The sequence below is a fragment of the Paraperlucidibaca sp. genome, assembly GCF_982810325.1.
This window is the reverse complement of the sequence record NZ_CEYEMI010000034.1, coordinates 6,851-19,395: the sequence shown is the minus strand read 5'-3', so window position 1 is coordinate 19,395 and position 12,545 is coordinate 6,851. Positions and strand designations below refer to the sequence as shown.

Sequence of the window (12,545 nt, the reverse complement as noted above, 5' to 3'; positions counted from 1 at the left end):
CCGACAAGCTCGACGAAGGTGATGCCAAGTTCGTGTCATTAGGCGTTTTTGGCACCACCGTCGTCGCATTTTTCCTTGCTGAAATGGGCGATAAAACCCAAATAGCCACGGTCGCGCTTGCCGCCCAGTACCAAAGTTTTATCGCAGTCGTTCTTGGCACCACTGTGGGTATGCTCTTGGCCAATGCTCCCGCCGTGCTTCTAGGTAACAAGTTCGCCAGCTCATTACCAACCACATGGATACATCGTGTGGTCGCCGCTATTTTTGCCATCATGGGCTTAGGTATTTTGCTCGGCCTTGGCTCTTATTTAGGCCTATAGAGCACTGACGAGTTGGCTTGTCAGTGCTCGTTAGCCGGTCTTCCCAGCTGTTTGTTGCACACTCTCCTGCTGCTCAATTTCTACCGCTGTTAAGCCTCTCTTCTTCCCTTGCACATACCTCAAGTACGCAGGTATGTGTGTTTTACCCATGTATTTATCAAGATACGGTAGAAACCCAGCGTAATTGCCTTTGAATTTAGCATGGTGGAAATCGTGATAAACAGGGCCTTCGTACACAGGTAGCAAGTGCACCGGGTTCCAGGGAATGTCATAGCCAATGTGGCCATCTGCACCTTCAATTTGCCGGATAATTACCCAAATCCATACGACATACAGATGCGCTCCCAAAAGAATGGGGCCTATCAGGGTCAGCGTTGCGGTTAACGAATACTCCAGCCAGTGCATATAGTTGCCGTTGATACCGCAGGTGTTACGAACCCTGTGATGCACGCTGTGCACATGCCTCAGCAACCACTTGTTCTCGTGCATGTAACGATGCATCCAGTAATACAGAAAATCATCTAGCAGCACGAAAAACAGCAATTGCGCCAAAATTACATACCAGATAGGCAGCTCGTTGTTGTGCACGGCAGTATGTTTTAGCAGCGGCCAGCTCAGCACCAGCAGCGAAGCCAAAATAGCGTTATTAACAAGAATACGCCCAAGAGACGGCAGCAAAAACTTTTTAACCTCAAACGGTTTCTGTTGAATTTTATATTTTCTCAGCGAGACGGGATCCAACCAAGCAACGATTGTCCAAGGCGTTGCGACAAGCAAAAAAGCCGCCATGCTGATGGCCAGTGTGGCCATGGGAAACTGCCAAAACCAAGGATCGTTATAAAAGCCCTCCCACAATCCAAATATATTCATAACGACTCCAAGCAAACCGAATCGGCTATCGCAACATTAGGCGACCTCTTTTTGTAAACAGTACCAAAGCTTAAATCGCCATAGGTGACGGTTGGCCGGTACCCGGGAAAACCCCAATAACTGGTTAGCTCGGAGGAGTTCGCCATATTTGGGAAATCTGTATACAGCGGATGGTTACCAGCAATGGTTTTCTCAACCACCATAGAAATGTATTGATCAAGCCCGCCCTCAAGGGTGTTGCCATTCAGAATCACTTCCATGCCGGTTTGCTGCGCGTATTTCTTCAGGCCAGGAATCCGTGAATGCAGAGGCGCGTAGCAATCTGGCCCAACGCCATTTTCACTGGTTACCTTCAAACCTTCCGGTGTATGCGCCACAAATGAATGATTTCCAACGGTATGGCCAGGTGTACGAATCAGTGCCAGCCCGTCACCAATCATCACATCTCCATCCAGTTGAATAATGCGACTTTCCGGAACACCCGCCAATCCATTGGGGCAGTACCAATCGAACTGTGGTGGCATCAGGAAATTAGCCGCAGTCCACTCTTCTCTCATCACCAGAAGCTTGGCATTGGGGAACAAACCTGGATTCTTGCTATCTCCCAACCAGCGACGAATGTCCTGAGTGTGCAAATGGTCATAGCTTATGTAATCCACGTCTTCCGGCGTCAAACCAACCTGTTTTAAGCACGCTTCGACTGTGTTGATTTCAGGCGCGAGAAACTTCCTAACCAACGCTTTGAGCGGTCCAGCCTTATCGATCACTTTCCTGAAGTACGGGGTTTCTGCGTTCGCTTCGGCATCTGACGGTGACAGCAATATTGTTTTCACACCTTCTTCACTATCAACTTGCACAATAAACACGCGATTCAGAATATGGATATAGGGGTTAGGGATAACATTGCAGTTCAGAAAAGCATATTTGCTGGGGTACGGCACGCGGATTAACCCCATGCTTTGATAAAACCTAGCCTGAGGCTTTGCCAGCATGTCATCACGGAAGCTGATCGCCGCTTTACGCATGGCTTCCAGCCGATAGTGCGCAGTATTGCACTTTCGAGCCTCTTCGAAATGCTTGATCGGCTTGATGATGCTGCTTTCAATCGTGCTGGTTTTGAGAACGCTGCCCATATACCGCCCCTTCTATAATTGTGTTGGGATCTATGACTCGCTGATTGAAAAGCATCCTAGCCTGCTATAACGTAGCTTAATTGTTTGATTACGAATCAAAATTACTAAAAGGCGATAAAAACCATCAGCAAACCAGAGTCAGACGCCTCTCGAAATCACCCGCTAAACTTTGTGGTTGGAGCGTATATTCAGCCCATTCTCGTGGCTTACCTTCAACAAGGCGGCCGCTTATCTGCCCTTGCTGATGCTATTTCAGTTAGCGATTTATGGATGATTAACCCTCCGGAAATTGTCGCAGTAGAGGACTACTTTCGACTTTGTCTTAGTGCAAGCGAGCTTCTTCATGATCCCTTGCTCGGTATAAAAGCAGGTCAAAATGCAGGCTTGGAAAACTTCGATGTGCTAGGTGAGGCCCTCGTCAATCTGCGCGAAAAATCTCTGACCTTAGGCCATGCATTGCATCAGGTGATGACTCTTGAGCGACTGGTACATCGGCTGGGCACCTCTCGCATTGAATCTGACGGCGGAAATATTCGACTGATCTGGCGAGCCCATTTCCAGCAGCACAAGGCTGCGCGATTAGTGTGCGAAAGCGTACTTTCGGGAATTATTCATCTGGCAGAACAGCTGACGGGGCGGCTGATACCCGTAATGGAAGTGTGCTTTATTCATGCAAGGCCCGAAAACCACCAGGAAGCAAAGTACCAGCAAGGATTTCGAGCCCAGTGCCGATTCAGCCAAAGCCATAACAGCATGATGTTTGCAGCTGACGTATTGGCCTGGCCTTTAAAGAACATAGCTCGCCCTTCCGTTGCCGAATCTACTGCAGGGCAAATCGTTGATCAGGTGAAAAACCATATTGGAAAGAACCTACTAAACAGCCCAAAGCTACCTCAAATAGCCGCTATTCTTGGGCAAAGCGAGCGCAGCTTGCAGCTGCAGCTAAAGCAACAGGGAACCAGTTATCAACAGCTACTAGCCGATGTTCGCTTGCATCATGCTCAGGATTATCTGCAGTATTCGAATTTAAGCATTCTGCAGATCAGTCAGTTACTAGGCTTCAAGGAGCAAAGCTCGTTTAACCACTTTTTTTTGCAAGGCAGTGGCTTATCGCCGAAAAAGTGGCAGAAGGTGAGCCGGGGGGCGCTGACAAGTTAACTTCCAAGCACAGCAATAATTGACCCTTTCGCCTCTCAGCAACCACCGCTCGCCACAAACCGAAAAGGCACTCGATGATACAAACAGTAGAGCAACTACAGTAACCGCTCTGCCAAATAGTCCACTAACAATCGTATTTTCGGTGATAAGTGTCGATTGTGAGGATACACAGCCCAGATCCCCTCTTCGGGCTCTCGGTAATTATCGAGCAATGTAATCAGCTCGCCCGACTCTAGATGCTTGTTAACGTAATAGTCCGGTAGCTGCACGACGCCTAGGCCTTTTAACGCGGCATCCACTAAGCTGTAGCCGCTGTTATAGCGAATTTTACCGACCACCCGAACATTCCTATCTTTACCCAACTCCTTGAAGTGCCAGTAGTCCAGAGTACCTAGCAGGCAGTTATGCTTACTAAGCTCCGTTAAGGAGTACGGCATGCCGTACTGATCAATATAAGATGGTGAAGCACAGACGAAATTTGTTCGATGGCTTAGCTTTTTCGCCATCATGGTAGAGTCGCTCAGCTTGCCGATTCGTATTGCTAAATCAAAACCGCCTTCAATTAGATCAATATTTTGATTGCTCAGAAAAGCCGACACCTCAATGTCGCCGTATTGCACCATGAAGTCATTTACTAAAGGCAGTAATTGCTGCTCTCCATAAGTAACAGGGGCCGTCAGCCGAATCATACCTTGTGGCTTCAAGCTTAAGTTGCTCACGGCCTGCTCAGCTGCATCTAAGCTGTCGAGAACACTACGACAGTGTTGATAATAAACACGCCCCTCCTCCGTTAGCGATACGTTGCGAGTTGTGCGGTAAAGCAGCTTTATGTTCAGTCTTTTCTCTAAAGCACTAACTTGCCGACTGACTTGAGCCGTCGAAATGGCCATTTCTTTTGCGGCTCGGGTAAAGCTCTCATACTCTGCAACGTATACAAATTCAGTAATGCCATCCCACTTCATGATTATTACTCATACGCAAAGGTATTTTACCAAAGACGCACATTATCACTTCTTCAGGAATAAATATAATGACCATCATAAGCTCAAAAATGCTCCTGCCTGTGGCGGCTGAGGTCAGCCAAAATAGAGGAGAAAAGCTCATAAACTAAAGAGTACGAACTCCTATGTCAGATCAATTTATTAAATCACGAGCTGCAGTTGCTTGGGGCCCAAACCAGCCACTGTCTATAGAGGAAGTGGATGTCATGCTGCCGCGCAAAGGTGAGGTACTAGTAAAAGTTATTGCTAGTGGTGTATGCCATACCGATGCATTTACTTTATCGGGGGATGATCCCGAGGGGATTTTCCCTGTCATTTTGGGTCATGAAGGTGGCGGCATCGTCGCACAAATTGGCGAAGGCGTTACCAGCGTAGCGGTAGGTGACCATGTCATTCCGCTATACACGCCTGAGTGTGGTGAATGTAAGTTTTGCCTCTCTGGGAAAACCAATCTGTGTCAGAAAATTCGCGAGACACAGGGCAAGGGTCTTATGCCGGATGGAACCACACGCTTTTACAAAGATGGCCAGCCTATTTTTCACTATATGGGTTGCTCAACGTTTTCTGAATACACCGTATTGCCTGAAATTTCTTTGGCAAAAGTGAATAAGGAAGCGCCCCTAGAAGAGGTCTGCCTACTCGGCTGCGGCGTCACAACAGGCATGGGTGCGGTAATGAATACCGCGAAAGTTGAAGAAGGCGCTACTGTCGCTATCTTTGGTCTTGGCGGCATTGGGCTGTCAGCAGTCATCGGGGCAACGATGGCTAAAGCCAGCCGTATTATCGCTATCGATATCAACGAAAGTAAGTTTGAGTTAGCGAAGAAGCTGGGCGCAACTGACTTTATTAACCCGAAAAACCATGACAAGCCTATACAGGATGTCATAGTAGAGATGACTGATGGCGGTGTTGACTACTCGTTCGAGTGCATAGGTAATGTAAATCTCATGCGCTCTGCGCTTGAGTGCTGCCACAAAGGCTGGGGCGAGTCGATTATTATTGGTGTTGCCGGTGCCGGGCAGGAAATCTCAACTCGCCCATTCCAGCTAGTCACCGGTCGAGTCTGGCGTGGCTCAGCATTTGGCGGCGTCAAAGGTCGCAGCGAACTGCCAGAATACGTCGAGCGTTATATGAAAGGTGAGTTTCCACTAAAAGACTTCATCACTCACACGATGAACCTGGATCAGATTAACGAGTCATTTGAGCTAATGCACAAAGGCGAAAGCATCCGCACTGTTATTCATTTCAACAAGTAGATAGATACAGTCGCTGCTCCTTTAGCCGGGGCAGCGCTCGAAGGATAGTGGAAAATTGGATTGGGTTTAAAGCCTCCTGTTTCCTCAACAGATATAATTTCATCGAAAAAACTGGTTAGCCCAGAGTTTTTTATTTTTGAATAAATAAGGCTCAACGATTAGTTAAAAAAGCTACTGAGTTAAATACTGCCGCATGGTTCATTTGAAATTAGAAAGCCTGTCTCGGTGATTTAAATCTACGAGACAGGCTTTCTAAATCAAATAGACTGATTGCCACATCGAATCTACTGCTCAGCACATAACTCACTTCGGAGAGTATGCAAAATAACCTGCGCATCTAAGTCATTAGGATGAAAATCTAATCGATAGTAGTGAAGTAGCTCTGGAAGCAGTTCGGAAAAAAAGCCGTTAGAGCCCCAATAGCTTTTTAAGAAGCGGCTCCAAGAGGCTAAATTAGAAAGTTGCCTGTCTTGGCGCAAGCAAACGATCATGCCAAAAAGCACTGTTGGGGTAATGCCTATCGACACAACTGTCATGGCCAACGCACGTGTAAAATAGCCTCCTCCCGTGCTTTGATAGACATCAAAAGCTACTGCGCGATGCTCCGTCTCCTCCATGGCGTGCCAGAGAATTAATGCCTTAATTCTGTCGTCAACAATGCTTGCCCTAAAGTCATCTCTCTTGGCTATTTGGCTGCTAATCACACCAGTGAAATGCTCTGCCGCTGCGGTTAACGCCAAACGAAATCTCTTCGACAAGTGTTTATTTCCAAGCCTTCTAACTCTTGCTGTGGCTCTATCTAGCGCAGAGACATCAATACCTTGTCTTCTCGCCTCTTCGTTAGCCACATAGTGCTCTTTACCATGCATAGCTTCTTGACCAATAAAGGCGCTGACATTCTTTTGGAGTAGCTCGCCCTTAACTTGATCACGCATATCACGCACAGAATCTACAAAGAAGGCTTCGCCTTCAGGAAAGTAAGCTTGAAAAGCCAGCCAGAGCATGGAGGGCACTGGATCATTATTAATAAAGTACTTATTGATTCCTGTGAAATCAAAGTCCATGCGCCGCACGGGAAAGCTTGCCCCCTTCTGATGAATAGCTTTTGGATTGTATGCACTTGGCATGATGACCACCTCAATTTGATGTTATGCACTAAGAATACGTGTGTCTGAAAATAATGCCGCGCTCATGCTTTTCTTAGCAGACACCATTGTCATGGCATCTCAATAACTAAGAGCCAACTCAGCAGTCTGTCGAGCATGAAGCTACCGACAGGCTACTGGATGAATTGCTTCATCAAGAGACATATAATTAGATTTCAAGTATCATTACAATGTATTTTTGAAAAATAAATTTACCGTAGCTTTGTTGCCAATCCGTGGAGCACTCGTATGAATAATTTGAAAACAATGACTTTTGAGGTTACTGGCCGTATCGCTCGAATCACACTCAATCGCCCCGCTCGCGGCAACGGCATCACGATGGATATGCCTCGCGAGTTGGCTGCCTGTGTTGAGCGCGCCAATCTTGACCCTAGCGTGCATGTGATTGCGCTCGCTGGAAATGGAACTGGCTTCTGTGGTGGCTATGATTTGGTCGACAGTGCCGAGTCACTGAGCTTCGAGCATCTGAGTCAGAGTGACTTGCCCCCAGGCTCTCCCGCAGACCCCATGGTGCAGATGCAAAACCATCTGCCCGGCCAAACCTGGGACCCGGTTATCGACTATCAGGGCATGAGTCGCAATGTGAAAGGCTTCATGAGCCTGTTTCACAGCGATAAGCCGGTGGTCTGCAAGGTGCACGGCTTTTGTGTGGCGGGTGGGACCGATATGGCACTGTGCTCGGATTTATTGGTAATCGCTGATGATGCCAAAATTGGCTATCCGCCAGCCCGTGTTTGGGGCTCACCAACGACCTCCATTTGGTTTTATCGATTGGGTTTAGAGAAAGCTAAGCGCCTGCTTTTTACCGGTGACTGTTTGTCTGGCAAAGAGGCTCAAGAGTGGGGGTTGGCGATAGAGTCTGCGCCGGCTGCGCAGCTTGATGAGCGCTTTGAGATCCTGCTGGAGCGCATTGCGCGTATGCCGATTAATCAGTTGGTGATGATGAAGTTGCTGCTGAATCAATCCGTTTCGCAGCAAGGCCTACACACCACTCAAATTCTTGGCACCGTATTTGATGGCATTACGCGTCACACGCAAGAAGGTTATGCCTTTCAGCAACGGGCCGCCGAGGCTGGCTTCAAGCAAGCCGTTCGAGAGCGCGATGAACCTTTTGGTGATTTTGGCATGTCTTCATTTAAGGGATGAAAGCAGGTTCCATCAAAGGAAAAAGCAGCGCATCTATGGGGCCACCACTGTTAGTACGCACACTCAAATCCGTAGAGAAAAAGTGCCCCAAAAGCTCACATCGGCAAATGCCTAATAGCGAGAGAAATGGCATTCAAACTTGTAATAATGACCATCCCAAGTGCACTTTGCCTAAATAATACAGCTTCATATAAGGCACTATAAATATATAACATGTAGCGTTAAAGCATACGCCTCTAACAGCAACGTTAAGTAGCTGATGCTTGGCTTTCCTCTCATGGAGTGCTGGATGCCACAACTATTGAGCCTACTCCTATGAAGAAAATGAACACAGCAAGCCCTAAAGATTTGATTTTAAACATATTACTAGCAGCAGAAGGCCGACCTCTCTTGACTCGCGAAGCAGTCGAGGCCTGTGCCTTGTTTGGCATTCCTCCTAGTAGTGTACGCGTGGCACTCGCTCGCTTAAGCGGAGCTGGTCAAATCGAGGCAATTGGTCGCGGCGCGTACCAACTGGGTCCGGCAGCAGCGGAGCTTGCCCGCGAGCTGGGGTCATGGAAGACCATAGAGCAGCGTCTAAAAGAGTGGACTGGGGCCTGGATCATGGTCTGCTCTGGAATGCTGGGTCGCACAAATCGCACCGCTCTGGCTAAACGCCAGCGTGCCTTAAATCTTCTGGGCTTCCAGGAGCTCGATCGAGACATTTATGTCAGACCAGACAATCTGGTCGATGGGCTCGAAGTCATTCGTCAGCGACTACGTCGGCTGGGACTCGAACAAGATGCAATAGTACTGAAGGCTTGTGAGCTAGATGAAGAGCGCGAAGCCCAGGCTCGCAAACTATGGAATAGCCAAAGCCTTACTATTGGCTACAAACAGATCAGAGAACGACTAGAGCATTCGCTCTCAAAAATTGAAGCACTGGAACTCGAAGAGGCCGCACGTGAATCGTTCTTGATTGGTGAGGCTGCGATTCGCCAAATGATTTATGACCCCTTATTGCCGCCGCCTCTGGTAGACGAAGCCGAACGCAGAGCCTGCCTGACAGTAGTGAAACACTACGACATGGTGGGCCATGAAATTTGGCGCCGTATTTCAGATAGCTACCTAACTGAATGAAAGCCTGCTTGACCTGTGAGCTTTCTCTATTAATACAAATAAAGTACATGGAGGTTGTTCTTGTTCACCAAACTCCCATTCACTAAACAGCCTTTATCGTGATAAACATACTGATGCATCTATATTAAATTTTAATTAATCTTGGAGATATTTATGGCAACACATCATTGTCCTTTTTGCCATATCCGTGCCGAGCAAATTATTGATCAAGATGAGTGGGTATTTGTAATACGTGATGGCTTTCCAGTAGCCAGAGGCCATACGCTGATAATTCCAAATCGTCATATTGAAAGTTACTTTGAAACGACTAAAGCCGAACGTAGAAGCATGGATGAAATGCTCTTCAAGCACCGCGGCGAGCTTGCCCTACAGTACTCGACAGATAGCTTTAACATAGGAATCAATGACGGGCCAATGGCAGGACAAACGATGAAGCACATCCACTTGCATATAATTCCAAGACACTCTGACGACATGCCAGATCCACGAGGTGGGATTCGTTTCGTTATCCCTGATAAAGCAAAATACTGGCCTTAATGAGATACTAAAAAACTAATTTTTAATTTAAACAGCCATTTAAATATACTAGCTGACCTGATTTTATAGACTTAGTAGCACTAGGCGTTTTCAATCTAATCTCGCCCTCTATGCAGTGAACTACCACTGCCCCTTTACGCGCCTTGTGATCGATAAAATACTCTCTATCACCGCCATCGCCAACGAACTTGGCTTCAATGATGCCCGCGATTTTCGCCGAGCATTCAAACGCTGGACAGGTATGGCGCCCAGTAGCGTTAGGAAGAAGATCTAGTACTTATGCGGCTTGGTCCGAGTAGTTATTGCATTAAGACGCTATAGCGCAAGCTCATTGCTGCTAATCTGAAAAACAATATGTGATCTAGTCTTGGGGTGTAACTGCGCGTGAACTGGCAAATTATTACCATCTGCGTTGGCATAGTCGCCTGGGCACTGATCTCTCAGCGTTTATCAAAAACTCTGCTGACATTGCCCATGTTATTTGTGGGCTTTGGCTACTTATTGGGTGAGGCAGGCGCAGGGCTTCTCGATATTCGGGTTGATAGCAAGCTGCTTCATACATTTGCCGAGTTCACGCTGGTACTAGTGTTGTTTAGCGATGCCGCCAGCGTGCGACTATCGAGCTTGCGCCGGCATGCCGCCACACCGGCTCGCATGTTGCTGGTTGGCATGCCACTGACAATCGCGTTAGGCACCGCAGTAGTGCACTGGCTATTACCCGAAGTGCCACTCGTGCTGGCATTGCTGGTAGCGGCGATCTTAACGCCCACCGACGCCGCGTTGGCGCAACCCATTTTAGCTAGCCCTAAAGTGCCAGAGCACGTGCGCGAAGGCATTAATGTAGAAAGCGGTCTGAATGATGGCCTAGCAGCACCCGTTATTATGATGTCGGCAATATTGGCAGCGCAGGCTACCGGCACCTACATCAACGATGCGCCTGAAAGCCTTTTTCAATTCGTTGCACTACAGCTCATTGTTGGCCCACTCATTGGTGGTGGCATTGGCTACATCCTCGCTCGTTTGCTAGATCGCTGCATTATCAATGGCTATGTGTCGCCCCCTAGCCGCGGCATTGCCGTGCTCGCCGGCGCGCTACTGTGCTTTACCGCCGCCGAACAGCTAGGTGGCAATGGCTTTCTCGCCGCCTTTGTGGGTGGGCTAACGTTGGGCAACACTCTCACTAGCGAGCGCGACTTCATCGTCGAATTTGTAGAGGGCGAAGGTCAAATTCTCACTATCCTGACCTTCATCATTTTCGGCGCCATTTTATTGCCCATTGGCCTTAGCCATATCAGCTGGCAAACCATCCTTCTAGCACTAAGTTTCTTGACGGCAGTGCGCATGCTACCGATATGGCTGTCATTAATAGGCACTGGCATGCCAACTGCACATAAGCTCGCACTCGGCTGGTTTGGGCCGCGCGGACTGGCATCAATTTTGTTTGTATTAGTGATCGATGAGCAATTTAATTTACCCGGATTCGAGCAGCTAATATCCGTCGTCGTATTAACCGTGCTGATGAGCATCGTATTGCATGGCGCCAGCGCACAACCTATCGCCAACTGGCTGGGGCGGCGTTCTAATTCACGGTAATTTTAAAATCCGCTTGACCTTACCACTATGGAAAGCCTGATCTTAAGGATGCGGCCAGCTGAGGCCGCGCATTGCGACTCATCGGAGAGACACCATGCATACATTTAAAGTTTCAGGAATGGGCTGCGGTAGCTGCGTGGCGAAAATCACTACGGCCATTCATGCGATCGACTCCAACGCATCTGTTAACGTTGACCTGTCACAAGCTCAGGTGAAAATTGAGTCATCTCTAGCGTATGAGCTACTAGCTAGCGCAATTAAAAACGTCGGCTTTGATGTGCAATAAACAGGTGTAGTAGCCAGATACGATAGCCGACTCAAGGAGCCTCATATGAACAAACTCTCAAGCGAGATAGGCAGTGATAAAACCATGAATGAGCTAGATCTTTTTGTCGATGGCATGACCTGCGCATCTTGTGCCGGCCGTGTTGAAAAGGCGCTCTCCGCTGTCGACGGGGTTGAGTCGGCAACGGTTAATTTAGCCACTGAAAAAGCCCATATCCGCATGAAAGGCAGCGCCTCGCCAACACGCTTCATTGAGGCGATCGTGAATATTGGCTACCAAGCTAGGCTCGTTGAGGACAATGCAGGCCCCGAGGTGAGTAATCGCCATGCACGTGAAAAGCAGCATCTGCTTATTGCAATCTTACTCACGCTGCCTTTAGTCGTTCCCATGCTGGTGGCGCCATTCGGATATGACTGGATGCTGCCGGTCACGCTGCAATGGCTATTAGCCACGCCGGTGCAGTTCATCTTAGGCGCTCGGTTTTATCGCGCGGCCTGGGGTGCGTTAAAGTCGCGGACAGGCAATATGGACCTGCTAGTAGCAATAGGCACGTCGGCAGCTTATGGCCTCAGCGTGTACCACCTAATGGTATCGAGTGCGGCGCACGATCAGGTCTACTTTGAAGCATCGGCAGTCGTGATCACGCTGGTCATGTTGGGCAAATGGCTGGAAAGCAGAGCGAAACAACAGACCACAGAAGCGATTCGCGCGCTGCAGGCGCTACGCCCAGATACCGCGCGCATTCGCCAAGATGGCCAAGAGCGCGAAATCCCTTTGTCTGAAATCAAGCTAGGCGACATCGTTGCCATTCGCCCCGGCGAGCGTATTCCAATCGATGGCGTCATCACCGAAGGCCAAAGCTTAGTCGATGAATCCATGCTTACTGGCGAAAGTCATCCCGTAGTAAAAGGCGTTGATGACCAAGTGGTGGGCGGCTCAATCAGCACCGATGGCTTGCTG

Annotated in this window: 14 protein-coding genes; 10 read left to right on the top strand and 4 right to left on the bottom strand. The window is 48.5% G+C overall.

All coding sequences use genetic code 11. The features are described 5' to 3' along the window. A partial coding sequence (locus tag AC3DKE_RS09815; protein WP_487990571.1) for a TMEM165/GDT1 family protein occupies positions 1–320 on the top strand: 320 nt, incomplete at its 5' end. Positions 321–350: 30 nt separating this feature from the next. On the opposite strand, the gene AC3DKE_RS09810 is transcribed toward AC3DKE_RS09815, so the two are convergent. Together AC3DKE_RS09810 and AC3DKE_RS09805 are read right to left on the bottom strand one after the other, a co-directional pair. Beyond that, on the bottom strand, positions 351–1,190 hold the full coding sequence (locus tag AC3DKE_RS09810) for a sterol desaturase family protein (protein ID WP_487990570.1): 840 nt from the start codon (positions 1,188–1,190) through the stop codon (positions 351–353). After that, positions 1,187–2,323, bottom strand: coding sequence for an MBL fold metallo-hydrolase (locus tag AC3DKE_RS09805; RefSeq protein WP_411730298.1), 1,137 nt, complete (start codon positions 2,321–2,323; stop codon positions 1,187–1,189). Before AC3DKE_RS09805 ends, AC3DKE_RS09810 begins: the two co-directional genes overlap by 4 nt. Before the next feature lie 201 nt (positions 2,324–2,524). Here AC3DKE_RS09805 and AC3DKE_RS09800 point away from each other — a divergent pair, with 201 nt between their 5' ends. Next, a complete protein-coding gene (locus tag AC3DKE_RS09800; protein WP_487990569.1) occupies positions 2,525–3,481 on the top strand; it encodes an AraC family transcriptional regulator in 957 nt (318 codons plus the stop codon). 95 nt (positions 3,482–3,576) lie between these two features. On the opposite strand, the gene AC3DKE_RS09795 is transcribed toward AC3DKE_RS09800, so the two are convergent. Continuing rightward, positions 3,577–4,443 (bottom strand): LysR family transcriptional regulator, encoded by an 867-nt coding sequence (locus AC3DKE_RS09795; RefSeq protein WP_487990568.1) that lies wholly within the window; start codon positions 4,441–4,443, stop codon positions 3,577–3,579. A gap of 164 nt (positions 4,444–4,607) precedes the next feature. On the opposite strand from AC3DKE_RS09795, the gene AC3DKE_RS09790 reads away from it, so the two are divergent. Beyond that, entirely contained in the window at positions 4,608–5,738 is a 1,131-nt protein-coding gene (locus AC3DKE_RS09790; protein WP_484217051.1) for an S-(hydroxymethyl)glutathione dehydrogenase/class III alcohol dehydrogenase, read from the top strand. 284 nt (positions 5,739–6,022) lie between these two features. Here the strand turns inward: AC3DKE_RS09790 and AC3DKE_RS09785 are convergent, their stop codons facing one another. Then, entirely contained in the window at positions 6,023–6,865 is an 843-nt protein-coding gene (locus AC3DKE_RS09785; RefSeq protein WP_340675274.1) for a metal-dependent hydrolase, read from the bottom strand. Positions 6,866–7,132: 267 nt separating this feature from the next. On the opposite strand from AC3DKE_RS09785, the gene AC3DKE_RS09780 reads away from it, so the two are divergent. The 7 genes from AC3DKE_RS09780 to AC3DKE_RS09750 form a co-directional block, all read left to right on the top strand. Beyond that, positions 7,133–8,050 (top strand): crotonase/enoyl-CoA hydratase family protein, encoded by a 918-nt coding sequence (locus tag AC3DKE_RS09780; RefSeq protein ID WP_340675273.1) that lies wholly within the window; start codon positions 7,133–7,135, stop codon positions 8,048–8,050. Between the two features lie 315 nt (positions 8,051–8,365). Then, positions 8,366–9,169, top strand: a complete 804-nt coding sequence (locus tag AC3DKE_RS09775; protein WP_379068849.1) for a PaaX family transcriptional regulator C-terminal domain-containing protein — start codon at positions 8,366–8,368, stop codon at positions 9,167–9,169. A 153-nt stretch (positions 9,170–9,322) separates the two neighbouring features. Continuing rightward, the gene (locus tag AC3DKE_RS09770) at positions 9,323–9,706 is read left to right on the top strand and encodes an HIT family protein (protein WP_487990567.1); all 384 of its coding nucleotides are present in this window, start codon (positions 9,323–9,325) and stop codon (positions 9,704–9,706) included. A 115-nt stretch (positions 9,707–9,821) separates the two neighbouring features. Then, the gene (locus AC3DKE_RS09765) at positions 9,822–9,980 is read left to right on the top strand and encodes a helix-turn-helix domain-containing protein (protein ID WP_487990566.1); all 159 of its coding nucleotides are present in this window, start codon (positions 9,822–9,824) and stop codon (positions 9,978–9,980) included. A 110-nt stretch (positions 9,981–10,090) separates the two neighbouring features. After that, a complete protein-coding gene (locus AC3DKE_RS09760; protein WP_411730313.1) occupies positions 10,091–11,299 on the top strand; it encodes a cation:proton antiporter in 1,209 nt (402 codons plus the stop codon). A 94-nt stretch (positions 11,300–11,393) separates the two neighbouring features. Then, entirely contained in the window at positions 11,394–11,585 is a 192-nt protein-coding gene (locus AC3DKE_RS09755) for a heavy-metal-associated domain-containing protein (protein ID WP_340675269.1), read from the top strand. Positions 11,586–11,630: 45 nt separating this feature from the next. Beyond that, the coding region (locus AC3DKE_RS09750; protein WP_487990565.1) for a heavy metal translocating P-type ATPase at positions 11,631–12,545 on the top strand (915 nt) is incomplete at its 3' end.

Bases quoted from the DNA above. Each gene is read 5' to 3' on its own strand.
- AC3DKE_RS09810 (WP_487990570.1), bottom strand. From the start codon at position 1,190: ATGAATATATTTGGATTGTGGGAGGGCTTTTATAACGATCCTTGGTTT.
- AC3DKE_RS09805 (WP_411730298.1), bottom strand. From the start codon at position 2,323: ATGGGCAGCGTTCTCAAAACCAGCACGATTGAAAGCAGCATCATCAAG.
- AC3DKE_RS09795 (WP_487990568.1), bottom strand. From the start codon at position 4,443: ATGAAGTGGGATGGCATTACTGAATTTGTATACGTTGCAGAGTATGAG.
- AC3DKE_RS09790 (WP_484217051.1), top strand. From the start codon at position 4,608: ATGTCAGATCAATTTATTAAATCACGAGCTGCAGTTGCTTGGGGCCCA.
- AC3DKE_RS09785 (WP_340675274.1), bottom strand. From the start codon at position 6,865: ATGCCAAGTGCATACAATCCAAAAGCTATTCATCAGAAGGGGGCAAGC.
- AC3DKE_RS09780 (WP_340675273.1), top strand. From the start codon at position 7,133: ATGAATAATTTGAAAACAATGACTTTTGAGGTTACTGGCCGTATCGCT.
- AC3DKE_RS09775 (WP_379068849.1), top strand. From the start codon at position 8,366: ATGAAGAAAATGAACACAGCAAGCCCTAAAGATTTGATTTTAAACATA.
- AC3DKE_RS09770 (WP_487990567.1), top strand. From the start codon at position 9,323: ATGGCAACACATCATTGTCCTTTTTGCCATATCCGTGCCGAGCAAATT.
- AC3DKE_RS09755 (WP_340675269.1), top strand. From the start codon at position 11,394: ATGCATACATTTAAAGTTTCAGGAATGGGCTGCGGTAGCTGCGTGGCG.